Origin of the sequence: Sinorhizobium americanum (assembly GCF_001651855.1) — a bacterium.
Taxonomy (GTDB): Bacteria; Pseudomonadota; Alphaproteobacteria; order Rhizobiales; family Rhizobiaceae; genus Sinorhizobium; species Sinorhizobium americanum.
The window spans coordinates 279,573-296,033 of the sequence record NZ_LNQC01000049.1; the positions used below are offsets into that span (position 1 = coordinate 279,573).

The 16,461-nt window shown below is 62.2% G+C and carries 11 protein-coding genes and 1 pseudogene; 3 read left to right on the plus strand and 9 right to left on the minus strand.

The features are described 5' to 3' along the window. Positions 1–115: 115 nt before the first annotated feature. The 5 genes from ATC00_RS12230 to ATC00_RS12250 form a co-directional block, all read right to left on the minus strand. Positions 116–3,457, minus strand: coding sequence for a M10 family metallopeptidase C-terminal domain-containing protein (locus ATC00_RS12230; RefSeq protein WP_064252953.1), 3,342 nt, complete (start codon positions 3,455–3,457; stop codon positions 116–118). 368 nt (positions 3,458–3,825) lie between these two features. Then, positions 3,826–4,137: a cupin domain-containing protein gene (locus ATC00_RS12235; protein WP_082912256.1), complete on the minus strand. Its 312-nt coding sequence runs from the start codon at positions 4,135–4,137 to the stop codon at positions 3,826–3,828. Beyond that, positions 4,115–5,803 carry a choline dehydrogenase gene (locus ATC00_RS12240; protein WP_064252955.1) on the minus strand — a complete coding sequence of 563 codons (1,689 nt, stop codon included), beginning with the start codon at positions 5,801–5,803 and terminating at the stop codon, positions 4,115–4,117. Before ATC00_RS12240 ends, ATC00_RS12235 begins: the two co-directional genes overlap by 23 nt. 63 nt (positions 5,804–5,866) lie before the next feature. After that, positions 5,867–6,868 (minus strand): glycine betaine ABC transporter substrate-binding protein, encoded by a 1,002-nt coding sequence (locus ATC00_RS12245; protein WP_064252956.1) that lies wholly within the window; start codon positions 6,866–6,868, stop codon positions 5,867–5,869. Positions 6,869–7,015: 147 nt separating this feature from the next. Beyond that, positions 7,016–7,945 (minus strand): NAD(P)-dependent oxidoreductase, encoded by a 930-nt coding sequence (locus ATC00_RS12250; protein WP_064252957.1) that lies wholly within the window; start codon positions 7,943–7,945, stop codon positions 7,016–7,018. A 96-nt stretch (positions 7,946–8,041) separates the two neighbouring features. On the opposite strand from ATC00_RS12250, the gene ATC00_RS12255 reads away from it, so the two are divergent. Beyond that, complete coding sequence (locus tag ATC00_RS12255; RefSeq protein WP_153045205.1) at positions 8,042–8,902, plus strand: LysR family transcriptional regulator; 861 nt, start codon at positions 8,042–8,044, stop codon at positions 8,900–8,902. Between the two features lie 170 nt (positions 8,903–9,072). Here ATC00_RS12255 and ATC00_RS12260 read toward each other — a convergent pair whose 3' ends face one another. From ATC00_RS12260 to hutC, 4 genes and pseudogenes are all read right to left on the minus strand, one after another. Beyond that, complete coding sequence (locus ATC00_RS12260; RefSeq protein WP_064252958.1) at positions 9,073–10,155, minus strand: endonuclease/exonuclease/phosphatase family protein; 1,083 nt, start codon at positions 10,153–10,155, stop codon at positions 9,073–9,075. 177 nt (positions 10,156–10,332) lie between these two features. Beyond that, positions 10,333–10,574 (minus strand): annotated as a pseudogene (locus ATC00_RS12265) (AbrB/MazE/SpoVT family DNA-binding domain-containing protein). A gap of 78 nt (positions 10,575–10,652) precedes the next feature. After that, entirely contained in the window at positions 10,653–12,614 is a 1,962-nt protein-coding gene (locus tag ATC00_RS12270) for an elongation factor G (RefSeq protein WP_064252959.1), read from the minus strand. Positions 12,615–13,090: 476 nt separating this feature from the next. Then, complete coding sequence (gene hutC, locus ATC00_RS12275) at positions 13,091–13,798, minus strand: histidine utilization repressor (protein WP_072642950.1); 708 nt, start codon at positions 13,796–13,798, stop codon at positions 13,091–13,093. Positions 13,799–14,167: 369 nt separating this feature from the next. Between hutC and repA the strand changes: the two genes are divergently transcribed. Then, positions 14,168–15,361, plus strand: a complete 1,194-nt coding sequence (gene repA, locus ATC00_RS12280; protein ID WP_064253071.1) for a plasmid partitioning protein RepA — start codon at positions 14,168–14,170, stop codon at positions 15,359–15,361. Between the two features lie 3 nt (positions 15,362–15,364). Then, positions 15,365–16,369, plus strand: a complete 1,005-nt coding sequence (gene repB, locus ATC00_RS12285) for a plasmid partitioning protein RepB (protein WP_064252961.1) — start codon at positions 15,365–15,367, stop codon at positions 16,367–16,369. The last annotated feature ends 92 nt before the right edge of the window (positions 16,370–16,461 follow it).

Genomic DNA, 16,461 nt, shown 5'->3' on the forward strand with positions numbered 1-16,461 from the left:
ATTGCCCCGCGAGTCCCGTACGTTAGCGGCATTGCCGCTCAGCCATGGGTTCGAAAACAGAAACCAACGGTAATCTAGTACTGGAGGGGGGCGCCTGAAAGCGCCCCCTCCTCAATCAGACGATAATGAAGTCGCTCGCCGAAAGATTCAGATTCCTGCTCAACTGCGCATACTGAATGGCTGCAAGGTCTCCGGCGCCATCGGCGTCATAGGACAGGATGCCGCTATCGGTATCGTAGATGATGCGGTCGTCGGCGTCATGAGCGACACCCGCAGCACTCCCGTAGAACGCGCCCAGGGCGAGCGCACCGTCCGCACCCACGCTTTCAAAGATGAGGTTGTCCAGCAGGATCGTGTCGTCGATGACCCCGAAGTCCCTAATCCAGTCGACATTGCCGCTGCCGAGCTCCGTCGAGAAGCGGAAGCTATCCTCTCCCTCGCCGCCGGTCAGCGTGTCGGCCGCCAGGCCGCCATCGAGAAGATCGCTGCCTGCGCCGCCATTGAGCGTGTCGGAGCCCGCAACGCCCGGCTGGGCCGGTGCGGGGGGGAACTCGACCGATACGTTCAACTCATAGGTCGAGCCTGCCGGCACGGCTTCCGCCCAACCATCGCCCGGCGCCGTCGGTGACCAGCTGCCTTCCAGTATGTAATAGGTACCGGTCTCCTGAGCGACGAATACCAGGCTGGAATCCCGGTTGCTTGCAGATCCGGGGTCGCCGCCGCCGTCGTCGTTCTGAGCGACGATGTTGCCGGCGCTGTCGAGCAGCCTGACCCAACTGTCATGGACATTCGGATCGGCAATGCCGTCAATGTCGATCGTAATGACAGTGCCGGCCGCCAGATCGATCTTGTAGTATCCGCCCTGGCCGTTCCCGGTCGCGTTGACGGTCGTGTGAAGGACCGTCGTCGAATCGAAGATGTCGGGGTCGGCGGTCAGCGAGAAGTTGTTGGAGATGTCGAACGCGGCTGCGATCGAGTTGTTCGTCGCGTCCGGTCCGAGCGTAGTGTAGCCGGTTCCCATGCCCGGGCGTGGCGGCGCGTCGCCCTGATAGGCGAAATCGCCGAGCAGGGTGTCATCGCCGCCGCCGCCGTCGATCCTGTCGTTCCCGCCCTGGCCGGTCAACACATTGGCCGCACTGTTGCCGATCAGTCGGTCGTTGAAGCCCGAACCTGCCAGGTTTTCGATGGAGACATAGGTATCTCCGCCGGACCTGCCGCCAGTAAGGCTAAGCCGGACCCCGCTCGTTGCGTCAGCGTAGTCTGCCGTATCGCTCCCGGCGCCACCGTTCAATCTGTCAGCCCCGCCGCTGCCGGTCAGCGTGTCGTCGCCAGTACCGCCGGAGAGCTCATTGGCGAGCGCATTGCCGATGAGATGGTCATCGAACGACGAACCGATGGCATTTTCGAAGCCGACGAGCATATCGTGCCGGATCGCTGCACCCCGGCCGACGATTTGCACCGGACCATCACCGTCGCCACCGCTGGCCGTGCCGTTGGCAAGATCGATCGTCACGCCGTCGGGGCTACCGGCGTAGACGACCGTGTCAATGCCGGAGCCACCGTCCAGATAGTCTTGACCGGCGCCACCGACGATCGTGTCGTTGCCGGCTTCGCCGTAGAGGATGTCGCCATCATTGCCGCCATCCAGGACGTCATTGCCGCCGCCGCCGTTGAAATAATCCCCGCCGCCCTGGCCCCAGAAGTGGTTTGCGGCGGCCGTGCCGATGAAGCGGTCGATGCGGTCATCGGAACCGATCAGGTTTTCGATGCTGTAGAAAGTGTCACCCGAGGCGGTGCCGCCGCTGGCGACATTCGTGGCGAGGTTGACGAGCAGCTGGAAAGGGCTCTCCTTGCTGAAATCGACCGTGTCGAGCCCCGCGCCTCCCCTGAATATATCCACTCCGTCCTGGCCGCTCAGCGTATCGTCGCCGTCGCCACCATCGAGAATGTCGTTGCCCTGGCCGCCGAGAATGGTGTCGTTGCCGCCGCCGCCGTAGAGCGTGTCGTTGCCGTCATCGCTTTCGGTCTGGTCTTCCAGGTCCTCCACATCGATCGTATTGTTGACGTCGCGGCTGGCGAGCGAGTCACGACCGCCGATAATCAGGTCGTCACCGCCCCGCCCGAAGATCGTGTCGTCGCCGGCGCCGCCGTCGAGCGTGTCGTTTCCGTCGGTGCCGAAGAGCATGCTGGTCATCGTGTTGTCGCCGACACTCGGCGGGGTCCCGCCGCCGCCATCGCCAGGCTGCGCCGTCGACTCGTCGGCGTAGATGATGTTTTCGACGTTGGCGATTTTCCTGATTTTCAGGTGCCTGGACAGGAGGATGACCGTGTCGTTGCCGTCGTTCGTCTCCTCGCGAACGATGTCCTCCCATGAATCGACGAAATAGATATCGTCGCCGCCATTGCCGGCCATGCGGTCGCCGCCGCCGCGGCCGTCGAGCGTGTTGGCGCCGTCATTGCCGATCAGGATGTCCTCAAACCTGCTGCCGATGCCGTTCTCGACATAATAGTCGGTCGCATCGGCGTTGTGTCCGGCGAAGATCGACACATTGTTGCTGTGGCCGTTGACGCTGGAGAACTGTCCGGCGCGCAGGTCGAGGATCGTACCCGCCGTCGAGCCGGAGAAGTCGATCGTATCGGTGCCGCCGGTGTCATGGATCGCAAAGCCGATGTCATGCTGCATGCCGGACGAGGTCAGCTGGTAGCCATATTGCGTGCTGCCGAAGCCGTAGACATTGTCCCCGGTGTTGAGCTCGATGTGCTGATAGGTGCGCACGCCATTCTCGTCGACGGTCGAGAAAAAGCGACGAATGACGGCCTCGATGTCGGCCATAAGTGGCGTCGATGCAGACCAACGGCTGGTTTCGCCGACATCGATCCCGTCGAAATAGGACATGACGCTGTATTGCTGGCGATCGTAGGTCCAGGTCGCATTGTTCAGATAGTTGATCTGCACGCCGCCGGGACCGCTGTAATTATAGAGGCCGGGATGGTTCAGGCCGAATTCATGGCCGAATTCATGGATGAAGGAATCGAAGACGTAGCCGCCGATATCGGTCTTGTTCGGTTCCGTGTCGTGGAAACGCTGACCGATGCTAACATAGCGATTGCTCGAATAGGCGCTGCCATCGTCCTCCTCGCCGAGTTCGGGGCTGACAACTTCCATCCAGTCCGTGGCGCTGTCGAACGGCGCGTCGTCGACGATCTCGAATTTCAAGGGGGTGACGGAAGCCCACATCTCCAAGGCACCGATCGCGGCGGCCTTGTATTCGGGGTGGTCGTTGAGCTCGGAAACGTTGATCCTCAGCGGTTCCGCCGCAATCTCCGGCGTCAGGCTGCGGGGCAATGCCCCGAGATAGTCGAGAAAGGACTCATAATCCTCGCTCTTGCCATAAGGGTTGTCCGGCGTCTGATCGTTGACCCACCATTCGTCGTTCGTCTGGCCTGAATTGGGCATCGTGAGGTTCCTCCAATTTTCCACACGCGTTGCGTGCGCCTGCCTGTCGGCCCCGCCACCCTTTCGGAATATGTTATTGCAACCCTTGATTTGTCACCCCCATAAAGCCGGGGGTGGTGTTACATTGAAGCGCCGCGCGATTTTTCAGACGCGCAAAGGACGCTGTAACACTTTGAATCTACGCATCGTGCTTTCCGAAAATCGATTCCGATTTTCGGGCCGATGCGCTAGTAACTTCGCGCGCGGCGACCGTTCTGGAGCGGCAAACGAGCTGCGAAGCCGCAGCTGAAGCAGCTCTGAGCCTCCGTGCTACCGCGACCTCTGCGCGTATAACTGGATGCGCGGCCCTGTAGAACGGCCTTGGGGACTTACGGCTTGCCGTCTCGATAGCGATACAGGTTGGTGATGGGCTCGATAACGGTCCACACACCCCGGATATTCGGTTCGATCGTCACGAAATCATCCTTCTGGACATCGAGCTTCGTCCCGTCGGTGAAGGCAATTTCTGCCCGGCCCTCGACAACCCAGAACGACACAGCGCGATCGTAGTGAATCTCGAACGGCTCACTGGAGCGAGCCTCCCACTTCGTCCAGCAGGCAACCTCTCTTTTGATGTCCGGCGTGGCGCGATCCCGTCTGAAAAGGTCCGTCTTGAAGCTACGATCCGACTGCATGGTCATGATTCCCGTCCGTGTTAGCCCTGTAGTAATCGACCTTCGTTGCCGGCAGCGGCTCGCGGCCGCGGATGAGGTCGGAAGCCTTCTCCGCGATCATGAAGGTCGTCGCATTGATGTTGGCGCTCGGGATCGAGGGAATGACGGACGCATCGATGACACGCAGTGCTTCCGCGCCGATCAGGCGAAGTTCGAGATCCACGACCGAGCGGGGATCGTCCGGCCTTCCCATCCGCGCAGTTCCGCATGGGTGGAACGAGCTGGAAACATCCTGGCGGATGAACGCTTTCAGTTGCGCGTTGGTCCGGCATTGTTCCCCCGGCGCGTCCTCGCGCTTTCGGAAAGGTGTGAATGCCGGCTGCGCCAGGATTTCCCGACCGAGTTTGAGGCCCTGCAGCGTGTCCAGCCGGTCGCGCTCCGTCGCGAGATAGTTCGGGTCGATAAGCGGTGCGTCTCTCGGATCCGACGAGCGAAGCCGTACCGAGCCGCGGCTCTCCGGCCGCATCGGACCGACGCCAAGCCGATAGCCGCCGACCCGTGGATCGGGGATCCAGTTCGGTCCGAAGAAGACCGGAAAGAAATGAATCTGCAAGTTCGGATGGGTGACGGTCCTGTCGCTGCGCAGGAAAGCCCCGACATGGCACTGGTTGAGGGCCGCGACACCGCCCTTGAAGGCAAACCACCGGATGCCAGCCACGACCATCTTGTCGGGCCGAAGATATTGGTTGAGGCTGTATTTGAGGTCGCATTCGACCTGGATGTGCGTCTCGAAGTGATCCTGCAGGTTCTGCCCGAGCATCGGAATGTCGAGAAGAGGCTGGATTCCAAGCCTTCTCAGATCGTCCGCCGGTCCGACCCCGGACAGCATCAGGACCTGAGGGCTGCCGAAAGCTCCCGAGCTCATGATGACTTCCTGCGTGGCGAAGACATCGACCGTCTCCGAACCCCGCCGGACCCGAACGCCGATAGCGCGGTTGCCCTTGAACAGGAGCTTCAGCACCTGGCAGCCGGTATGGACGCGCAGGTTTTTCCGGGCTGGCTGGGAATGCAGATACGAATTCGATGAGCTGGAGCGGACACCGCGACCTACGCTCATCTCGAAGCGGCCGACGCCTTCCTGCCGGTAACCGTTGAAGTCGGAAACTTCCTGATGTCCCGCCTGCTTGCCGGCATCGAGGAACGCCTGATTCAACGCGCCGAGGTTCTCCTGCCGCTTGACCTTCACCTTCCCGTCGGACGAGCGGAAAGGGCCTTCGGCGCCTTCCAGGCGCTCAAAACGCTTGAAATAGGGAAGACAATCGGCAAACGACCAGCCATCGCAACCGTCCCTGTCCCGCCAATCGTCGAAATCGCGGGGATTGCCCCTGAGGAACGTCATGCCGTTGATCGAGGAGGAGCCGCCGAGCACGCGGCCACGCGGCTGATCGATCTCACGATTGTCGAGCTGGCGCTGCGGCGTGGTCTTGTACCAGTAATTATAGGTGCTGGTGGGTTTGAAGGCCGAGCGAAGGCCTGCAGGCATGCGCAGCATCCAGCTACGGTCGGACGGTCCTGCTTCGAGCAGCAGAACCGAGGCACTCTCGTCTTCGCTGAGCCGGCTGGCGAGGGCGCACCCCGCGGTTCCCGCGCCAACGATGATGTAGTCGTATCCTTCAGCGCGGAACGTCCTCACGGCAAATCCTCCAGGCGACAAACGGTTTGAGGGAGGGGCATGACACGCCCCTCCCCAGGTATCTCACTCGAGCGACGATTTGATCCGCTCCGAGGCCTCCGACGAGACCCACTTTGTCCAGATTTCCGGATGCTCGGAGAGGAAATGGCGTGCGCCTTCCTCGCCAGTTGCCTGGTTCTCGGTCATCCACGCCATCAGCGTGTTGACCGTTTTGTTGCTCCAGCTGCGCGCCTTCATGTATTCGACCGCCGCCGGGTCGGTGCGATCGATGAAGGACTTCGACGCCAGCGTCAGAACGTTGTCTTTCGGGAACGTGTTGGGCTTGGGGTCCGTGCAGGTATCGACCGATGTGCAGCGCTTCCATTCGGCGGCATCGTGCTGCACACCGAAATCGACCGGCACCATGTCGTACATGCCGAGCAGTGAGGTCGGTTCCCAGTAGAACCCGAGCCAAGGCTCCTTGCGCTCGTAAGCCTTGGCCATGGCGCTGTCGAGCGCGGCTGCCGAGCCGGTATCGACCACCGTGAAGCCCTTACCTGCGACGTCGAAGGCCTTTGAAAGCTGGTTCGTCGCGATGGTGCCGCCCCAACCGGTCGGGCCGTTGAAGATCGCGCCCTTCGACGGGTCTTCCTGCGAGGGGAAGGCTTCCGGATGGGCGAGAATTTCCTCGATCTTGTTGAGGTTCGGGTTCTTTTCGAGCATGTAGCGCGGAATGAACCAGCCGGCCTGACCACCGTCCGAAAGCGACGGGACCAGGGCGACAACGCGGCCGTCGGCGAGCGGTGCTTTCACCAGCTCGGGGAAAAGGTCGACCCATGCTTCCGGAATGATGTCGGGTTTGCCTTTTTCTGCTTGGGAGGTAATTCCCGACGCGGCGTCGACGACCACGATATCCGCGCTGCAGCCGTAACCTTCGTTGAGAATGATTTTGTCGATGTTCGAGAGCACTTCGGCGCTCTGCCAGTTCATGCTGGCGATGGTCACCTCGCCACAGTCCGCCATGGCGGCGGGGGCGAATGCTGCGAATGGCAGTGCAATGGCCGCACCAAGTACGGTGTTTCTCATGTTCCTTACTCCGTTGGTTGTTTTTATGTCTCCCGACCGGGAGGGGCAGCCATCGGGTGTTTCCACCCGACAATTCCCTGCATGGTCAGGCAGCGATGGCTGCCTTTCTGTCTTCTGCCTGGCCATGGATTTGGTGGTCGAGAGCGACTACTCGGCCGCCTGGTGTGTAACCAGCCAGGGTGCCATCCAGTCGCCCTCGACGCGCAGTTCGACGCCGGCGTCATCCTCGACGACCTTGCAGACGGTCATCTCGCCGGCGTCCGGCCCATAACGGTCGCTCGCTTCGCGGAACCGCACATGGCAGGCGTCGAGCAGCTCGGAACGCGTGCCGGTGTCCTCGAGCAGTTCCTTGATCAGCCCGAGATCTTTCAGGCACAGTTTCAGGGGGAACGAAGGGTCGTAATGGCCGGCGAAGATCGACGGGACGTCGTGCTGCATGACGAAGCTGTCCGCCGCGCCGCCCTTCATCACCTCCCACCAGACGTCAGGCTCAAGGCCGGCCTGCTTGGCGCAGACCATGGCCTCGCCGATCGCCGCGGCGTGGACCTTCCACAATTGATTATTGACGAGCTTGGCGACGTAGCCGGTTCCGTATTTGCCGACCTTTCTCAACTCGCCCATGGCCTCGATGACCGGGCGGGCGGCCTCGACATCCTCGTCCTCACCGCCCACGAACATCGGCATATCGCCCCGGATCGCAGCATCGACGGAGCCGGTGACAGGCGCGTCGATCGGCCGACCGCCGGCCTCGACGAACGGCTTGATCAGGTCGCGCATGAAGCGCGGAGACGAGGTCGTCATGTCGATCCAGAGCTTGCCGCGGCAATCGCCGCTGAGCAGACCTTCTGAACCGTTCAGGACCGCGTCGAGATGCGGGGGGCCGAACACCATCGAAACGACGCAGTCCACATGGCTGATCATCTCGCGCGGGCTGTCGACCCAGTTCGCTCCCATGGAAAGGTGGTCGGTTGCCGCTTCGCGCCGGAGGTCGAACACAAAAGTTTCGAACCCCGCACGGATGATGTTTTTGGCGGCGTTGCCGCCCATGGTGCCTAGCCCGATGAAGCCGACTTTCATTCAATCCTCCGGACACGTTGTTCGGAGGAGACTAGACGCAGGTTCCGCTATTGGTAAAATGAGAAGATCATATGGTTACGATTGGGAACCTTAATCGTGCACGACATCGATATGAAACTGCTGCGATCCTTCGTCTCGGTCGCGACGGAAAGAAACTTCTCCCGCGCAGCCGAGCGCCTTGGCTGCTCGCAAGCGACCGTGTCGCTTCGCATCAAGAGCTTCGAGGATATGCTTGGCCGAAAGCTCTTCAACCGCAGCTATCATCTCGTTGAACTGAGTGCTGCGGGAAAGGACCTCTTGCCGGACGCCCAGATCATTCTCGACCACCATGATGCGCTCGTGGACAAGATGCGGAGCGGGAAAGTAGCGGGAGCCGTCAGCTTAGGTATTGCAGAGGACTATGGCGAGGCGTTCCTCTCCCGCCTGATGCGCGTCATCGACAGCTCGTTCCCTGGGATTGAATTGAATGTCACCTGCCAGATGAGCGTCAAGCTGCAAAAGCTGCTGGAGACACGGAAGCTGGACTTGGCGATCGTCACGTTGCCGGACAAGAAGAGCCATTCGACACTTCTGAGCCAGCCTAAACTGGTGTGGGTCTGCTCGGGAGACTATGTCGTAGATCGGAGGAAGCCTTGGCCGATGGCGTTCTATTCCGAAGGCTGCGCGTTTCGTGCCGCCGCAGAGGCCGCTTTGAAGCGAGAAGGACACGCCTATCGTGAGGTCCTGACCACGGCCAGCGGCGAGGTGATCAAAAGTGCGGTTAGCTCAGGCACTGCGATCACGGTTATGGCGGAAGGAACCCTGCCTTACGGCTTCGCCACCCTACCCAAGGAGACTGGCCTTCCAGACCTGCCGCCAAGCTGTATTCAGCTCGTGGAGCGCGAGGATGGCCTGTCCAAGGCAGCTCAGCAGGTAAAGGTCTCCATAAAAAAACTGCTCGGCATTTCGTTGGCTTAGCACTGTCCCCCTCGAGGCATCGAACGGCGCAAAGATAGCCGCGATTGCGTCTATGACAGCTTCGTCCGGCGACGCGGCTGTTCTCCCCGGTGTGCGGAGAATCCTCCTCCCCACCGATCGCCGACGGCCGCCCTTCCCAGATACTCCTGCCCGGTCTCGGCGGAGCGGAGTTAACCCCCGCCCCCGCGGCCCGCCGGTTGCTCTTCGACGATATTGCTGGCTTCGGCCCTGATGGGCTTGTACTTGAAGGCGGCAACGATCACGCCGTGATCGTTGGTGCCGCTCTCCGCGTGGTCGTCGAAGTTGAGGTGGTCGTTGTTGACGGTCATGCCGTCGAACATCCACAGGCGCCGCCTGCTGTTGTCGTAGAATTCCTCGCTGACGAGAATGTGGTCGAGCGACTCCATGATGTCCTGGTGGATGTGGGTGTAGTAGACGTCCCGTGTGCTGCGGTACTCCTGCAGCGTCTGCGCCGTATAGAGGCTGACGTCGCCGCCGCCGGTCGAATCGCCGACGAGATAGCGCGGCTGCGCCGTCAGGATATTGGCAGTGTTGCTGTGCTGGCCGTCATTGATGTCGCCGAGGACAATGACCGGTGTGCGGTTGCCCTTCATCTGTTCGGTCAGCATGAAGCGCAATGCCGCCGCTTCGGCTGTGCGGCGCACGGTCGAGATCGCCGCGCCGAGGCTCGCCGCATGTTTGCCGTAGGTCTCGTCCTCGGCCCTGAACCAGCTCTCCCGAAAGACCTTTGTGGGCGCCTTCGACTTGAAGTGACAGACATAGACATGCACCGGCTCTTGGTCTTCGCGCGGCCGGACCCTGAAATGCAGCACCGGCCTAGAGAAGCTCGGAATGTCGACGCTGATGGCCGGCGTCTGAGGATCGTCGCCGGAACTGTGCAGCACGAACTTGTCGGGAAACTCGACGATCCATTCGGGTTCGCCGACCAGGAGGCCCTTGCGGACGATCGCGGCGCAGACGATACCGGAGCCGTTGGCGCCTTGTGGGGCCAACAGATCGTAGTCCGCGTCAAGGTCCGACGCGGCAAGCGCGCGCCGCAGCGAATCCGCATGCCAAAGTTCCTGGAAGCCGAAGATGTCGGGTTGAAGCAGCCGGATGGTGCGCTGGGTCCAGTCGATCTTGCGGCCGTATTCCTCCTCCGACCAGCCGTCGGCGTCCGTGTAGATCGGCAGGCCCGGCTCATTCAGATTGTAGAGGTTGAAGGTGCCTATGCTTAGCCGCTTGAGCTTCATGGGTTCCCCCGGAGCGTTATCGCAATCATGCCGAGTATAGCAGGAATCTTGCGACGCGGAGATGACGTGGTTCTCAGCGACGAACAGCGCCGTATGAGGCGTCGGGGCGATCATGTTGATCAATAGCAGCCCCACCGTCGGTAACACCGTCGAGGAGCATGCTGGCGTCCACCAGCGTCATGCTTGGCCGCGCGTCAATGCCATGATGGCATCTGTGCTGAGCCCCTCGCCGGCATGTCCACGCAGCCGGGCAAAGCGGCCCTTGGGCCGCTTCTTGCCGGCCCGGACGAGCACCACGCTGCTGTCGACCGCGCGGTGAAACTCAACCTTGCTGCCGGGGCCGATTCCCATCAGGTCGCGGACCTGCCGGGGATCGTGACCTGTCCCTTGGCAGTGACGGTCATTGCCGTTCGTCTCATACGCGTACCCCCGCATGGACGCATTTGAGGCCCGAGGGTTGCAGATCTGCCCGACACTATCTTCCTCCCCTCGCCTCCTCAATGCTCGTTCTGATGCGTGCCATGGGCATGGACGATCGCCTGCGCCTCCTTGCCGTAGAGCTCTTCGAAATGATCAAAGACTTTCGAGAAATAGCCGATGCCCTGCGTCGCCGATCTCAGCGACCGGGCCAATTCCTCGAAGACGCTGCCGGGGATGAGCGCGCGGAAGATGTCCCATCCCTTCGCCGCCTCGTCGCGGTCAAAGCCGAGCACCTGGCCCTTGAGAGTTGCGACGACGGGCACGAGCGCACCGGAATAGATCGACGGCACGTGGATCTCCACCCGGAAGATCGGCTGCAGCAGCACCGCACCGGCCTGCGAAAGAGCCTGCCGGACGCCGAGTTTTCCGGCCGTCCGGAAGGCATATTCGGAACTGTCGACGGAATGGTGCTGGCCGTCGGTCAAAAGCACGCCGACGTCGATCGCCTTGAAGCCGAGCGGACCCTTGTCCATCGCCTCGCGCGCCCCGGCCTCGACGGCCGGGATGAAGTTGCGCGGCACCGCGCCGCCCTTGACTGTTTCGGCAAAGGAGAACCCCTCGCCGCGCCCGTTCGGATGGACGCTCAATTTCACATCGGCGAACTGGCCGGCACCGCCCGTCTGCTTGCGGTGTCGGTAATGGACCTCAGCCGATTTCGAGATCGTCTCCCTATAGACCGGGCTCGGCGGCCGCTCGCCGACTGCCACATGGAAGACATCGGAAAGCGTCCGGCAGATATCGCGAAGGTGCACGGGCCCCTGGACGCTGACCAGCTGCGCGCCGGTCCCCTCCTCCTGCGTGACCGTCAGGCCGCGATCGGTTTCGGCGAGTTTGGCAAGCGTCTCGGAAAGCTTGTTCTCATCGCGCTCGCTTTCCGGCACCAGGATCCGCTCGAGGATCGGCGTCGGCGGTGCCGTCCATTCCGGCGGCGCGACCGTCGCATGGGGCGTCAGCAGCGCTGGAACGCTGAGGTGGTCGGATTTCACTGCGGCAAAAATCTGCCCGGCGACGGTTATGCCGCTCGCCATCGCCCTACCGCTCGCCGGGTCCTGAAGCGCGCCGAGCCCGGCACCGCCGAGCACCGCTCCCTGCTTGACGCCGTTCTGCAGCGCCCGGGCGACGACAGTCTTGCCGACGCTCTGCCGGTGATAGGCGTGGAAGCTGATCGCCGTCAGCGTCGCCTCGTCGATGCCGGCGGCACCGGCCAGGCGCCTGCGCAGCGCATCGGCGCGCGGCGCCTCGTGGCGCAGCGCCTTCATCAGCCGCATGATGCCGTTGCTGTGGCTCGCCGCGCCAAGCAGCACCGGAATGATCCTGTTCTCGGTCAAGACCCGGGTCGAGATCGCGTAGATCGTGTCGCTCGCAGGCTCGCGGTCCTCGATCAATTCCTCGAGCAGCCAGTCGTCGAACTCGGACAGATGCTCCAGCAACTCGGCGCGCGCCTCGTGTTCGCGCTCGATCGTATTCTCGGGAAGCTCGAAAAGCGATGAGGTCTGGCCCTCCCGATAGCGCCAGGCGCGCTCCGAGATGAGATCGCAGCTGCCGATGATCCTGTCGCCGTCGCGGATCGGAATTTGCCGCAGAACGAGCGGCCGGCTGCAATAGTCCTGCAGCGCAGCAACCACGTCGCGCAGCCGGCCACGCGGCTCATCCATGCGGTTGACGAAGAGGATGCAGGGCGTGCCGGAGGCCTCGATCGCCCTGAGATAGGGAGCGGCGAGTACCGCCTCGTCGACCACAGGCGAAACGCAGAGAACGCAGGCGTCGCTCGCCAGCAGCGCATCCTGCGCATGGGCAAGCGCCTCGTTATTGCCCGGCACATCGAGAGCACACCAGGCGTCGCCGCCAAAATCGAATTCAGTGATGGATAGACCGTAAGGGGAAACTGACTTTTTCGGCTCGCCTTCTAGCGAGCCCAACCTTTCCACGAGCGTGGATTTTCCGATCTGCGAAGGACCGAGTACCGTAAAGCAGCGCATCCGCGTTCCTCCCTCTGCCAGGATGACACTTCTATGAAGATAGGATGCCCCTCTCGGAGGCAAAGTACCAGAGATTGCTGTTTTTTCTCGGCGGGAGGCGTCGGGGATGTCTGTGCCCGAGCCGGAGCAGTTGTGAAGGCTGTGGACCGGAGCTGTGCTTGCCATTGGCGGTCGAGAGAGCGCCAAGCCAGAGGCGGCATTGAGCGACGGTTGTGGAGCTATTTACCGGATAGGCAACCGGAGGCGAAATTTAATGTAACGCTTATCTATTTGAAATAACGTCAATTTTAATTCTGCTGCTGATGAACTGATGACGCGGATCGGGCCGGTGATATGTCTCTGATAAGAGCGGCCGGGTGTCTCAGCCGGTGACTAAAGCGCGTCGCGTTCAAACGTATTCACGCGGCGCGCTTTAGGTCTTCGTTTTTGTGCATGTCGTTATCCCAAAACCGCTGCACACTTTTGGGCGACATGCATTAACCGTTCGCGCCGGGAGCGAATTCGGCGACGAGCTCGTGCCGATCCCCGGGATAGGTGAGCCTGACGCTGGTGACGGGCGCGCCGCCGCTCCAGGTGCGCCGCTCGATCACTAGGCAGGGCGCCCCGGGGGCGATGTCGAGCGCCTGGGCCGCCGAACGGCCGGCCGCCACGGCCCGGATGCGATGCTCGGCGGTGCTCCAGGGAATCTGGCCGAGCAGCCACGAGCCCGGCGCAACCGCATCGAAAGGCTCGGCTTCCGCCTCCGGCACAGCCGCAAGATTGATCAGCCGCTCTTCGAGGCAGAAGGGTCGGCCGCCGGCGAAATGCCGGCAGGTGATGTCGATGAGGCGCCCCGAGCCGGGCAGGTCGATGCGTGCCGAGTCGGCGGTCGTAACCTTGCGCAGCACGCGCTCGTCGAGCCGGTAGGCATAGTCGAGGCCGAGCGATTCGACCTCGAGCTTGACGTCATGGATCTCCAAGACGGCCGATTGGACATGCGGAAAGGTGACATAGCTGCCGGATTTGCGCCGGCGCTCGATCAGGCCGCGCTTGACGAGGTCGCTCAGCGCCTTGTTCACCGTCATCCGTGAGCAGCCATACTGCTCCGTCAGCTCGTGCTCGAACGGTATCCGGTGTCCCGGGGGCCAGAGGCCCGAGAGGATATTCCCCTCGACGTCGTTCAGGATCCTCTGGTGCAGCGACAACTGCTCGGAGCGGCCTCTGTCTGCTGTAGGATGATCGTTGGAAATGGCCGGAACCTCGCTGATGCCCAGTCCCGCACCTTAGCGGTTTCCGCCGCTGGCGACAGTCTCGGTCTGGTGATTTTCCACCGCGGCTTCGCGCATGCAACGCGATGGCTCCAGTAAGAGTAAGGCAACGTTGTCCGCGGACAACCGCGCGACTGAGTTGTCCGCGGACAACTTCAGCTGCGATATTCGTGAAACCAGCCGTCCGCACAGCAAAAGCCGACCATTTGCTAAGCGTTTGTCATTCGGCAACGAATCGGCGCATAGTATAACTGCGCAGATTCGCTCTTATTGCCGAATTTTGCGCAGTTTCAGGAGATCATCATGTTGCAGCCGAGAGTCCAGAGTGTCGACGAGCAGGAGCATTTGCCCTCCTTGCTGGCTGCCGACGCTCAGGAACTCGCTCACCAGCTGCAGGAACATCAAAGGAAGATCTTCTCTCCGACGGCACAGAAGTCGATGCGGCTCTTCAGCCCGGCGGAGGCGGCCTCCTTCATCGGAATCGGCGAAGGCTACCTCCGCCAGATCGCCTCAGAAGGCCACGGCCCGCAGCCGCTGTCAAACGGCCGGCGGATGTATGCGGTCGAGGACATCGAGCGGATCCGCCGTGTCCTCGACGAGGGCAGCAAGACGGGCAAATACATTCCGCACCGGCGGCCGGGCGAAAAGCTGCAGGTCATCTCGGTGATGAATTTCAAGGGCGGCTCGGGCAAGACGACGACCTCGGCGCACCTGTCGCAATATCTGGCGCTGCGCGGCTATCGCGTGCTGGCGATCGACCTCGACCCGCAGGCGTCGCTTTCCGCGCTCTTCGGCCACCAGCCCGAGCTCGACGTCGGCGAGGCTGAGACGCTTTATGGCGCCATCCGCTACGAAACCCCTCGCCCGATCGCCGACGTCGTGCGCTCGACCTATACGACCAATCTGCATCTGATCCCCGGCAATCTCGAATTGATGGAGTTCGAGCACGAAACCCCGAAGGCGATGATCGGCGGATCGGCGGAGACGCTGTTTTTCGCACGGATCGGCGAGGTGCTGACGGAGATCGAGAGCTTTTACGATGTCGTCGTCATCGATTGCCCGCCGCAGCTCGGCTTCCTGACGATGTCGGCGCTCTGCGCGGCGACCTCGGTACTCATCACCGTCCACCCGCAAATGCTCGACGTCATGTCGATGTCGCAGTTCCTGTCAATGACCAGCGAACTCATGACCGTCGTCGAGAAGGCCGGCGGCCGTACCAGCTATGATTGGATGCGCTATCTCGTCACGCGCTTCGAGCCGAATGACGGCCCGCAGAGCCAGATGACCGGCTTCATGCGGGCAATCTTCGGCAACCGCATGCTGCACAATGCCATGGTGAAGTCGACAGCCATCTCGGACGCCGGCGTCACGAAGCAGACGCTCTACGAGGTCGAGCGGTCGCAATTCATCCGGGGCACCTATGACCGGGCGATGGATTCCCTTTCGCTCGTCAATGCGGAGATCGAAGAGATGATCCGCAGCGTCTGGGGAAGGAAGTAATCGATGGCCCGCAAGAACCTGATCGGCATCTCCGACAGTTCCGCCGCTCCGCTTGACGCGGAACGGCCGCCGGTCGAGCGGCCGATCGCCGGGCTGACGCCGGGGCATCGAACCAATGCGCTGGTCGGCGGCATCACCAGATCGCTCACCAACATCACCCAGAGGGTCGAGCGGGCCGAGGAGCTGGAACGCCAGCTGGCGCAGGGTTACGCGATCGTCGAACTCGATCCGGAACTGATCGACGCATCCTTCGTCGTCGACCGGCTGGGCGTCACTCCCGAGGCGCAAGCCGCGCTGGTCGAGCAGATCCGCGACCACGGACAACAGGTACCGATCCTGGTGCGGCCGCATCCGGAGGCGGAAAACCGCTATCAGGTCGCCTACGGCCATCGGCGCCTGGCGGCGCTGCGCGAAATCGGCGGCAAGGTGAAAGCCGTCATTCGCGCGCTGAGCGACGAGCAGCTCGTCATTTCCCAGGGCCAGGAGAACAACGCCCGCACGGACCTCTCCTTCATCGAGCGGGCGCTGTTTGCGACCCGGCTCGAGGACCGCGGCTTTTCGCGGGAGACCATCATGTCGGCGATCGGCGTCGACAAGGCGGCGCTGTCGAAGATGATCACCGTCGTGCGCCGCCTGCCGGTTGAAATCATCGAGGCGATCGGTGCCGCACCCGCCTTCGGACGACGGCGCTGGATGGAACTGGCCGATCGGCTTGAACATGGCGGGCGGCGGGCCAAGGCGCTCTCGCACATTCGCCAGAGCGCCTTCACAGAAATGGACAGCGACCGGCGCTTCGAAAAGCTTTTCACCTTGCTGACTGAGACCAGGGCGCGGGCTGGCGTCGAGGCTTGGCTTGCGCCCGACCGGACGCGTCCGGTCCGCATCCGCGAGAGCGATACGGAGACGACGCTTGCCTTCAGCAAGAAGGCGGCGCCCGGCTTTGCAGAATTCGTGAGGCAGAGGCTCGATGCTCTCTACCTCGAGTACCAACAGGAAACAGGAGACTAAGCAGAGCAAAAGAAAAAGGCTTCCGAACGACTAGCGCTGCGGAAACCCTTCTCTCGTGTAGCAACTAGAGATTCCCATTTCCGCGAATCAGT

What these genes read in the sequence shown, in the direction of transcription:
- ATC00_RS12270 (WP_064252959.1), bottom strand. Translation starts at nt 12,614, where the DNA reads ATGCGCTGCTTTACGGTACTCGGTCCTTCGCAGATCGGAAAATCCACG.
- repB (WP_064252961.1), top strand. Translation starts at nt 15,365, where the DNA reads ATGGCCCGCAAGAACCTGATCGGCATCTCCGACAGTTCCGCCGCTCCG.
- ATC00_RS12260 (WP_064252958.1), bottom strand. Translation starts at nt 10,155, where the DNA reads ATGAAGCTCAAGCGGCTAAGCATAGGCACCTTCAACCTCTACAATCTG.
- ATC00_RS12230 (WP_064252953.1), bottom strand. Translation starts at nt 3,457, where the DNA reads ATGCCCAATTCAGGCCAGACGAACGACGAATGGTGGGTCAACGATCAG.
- ATC00_RS12245 (WP_064252956.1), bottom strand. Translation starts at nt 6,868, where the DNA reads ATGAGAAACACCGTACTTGGTGCGGCCATTGCACTGCCATTCGCAGCA.
- ATC00_RS12235 (WP_082912256.1), bottom strand. Translation starts at nt 4,137, where the DNA reads ATGACCATGCAGTCGGATCGTAGCTTCAAGACGGACCTTTTCAGACGG.
- ATC00_RS12250 (WP_064252957.1), bottom strand. Translation starts at nt 7,945, where the DNA reads ATGAAAGTCGGCTTCATCGGGCTAGGCACCATGGGCGGCAACGCCGCC.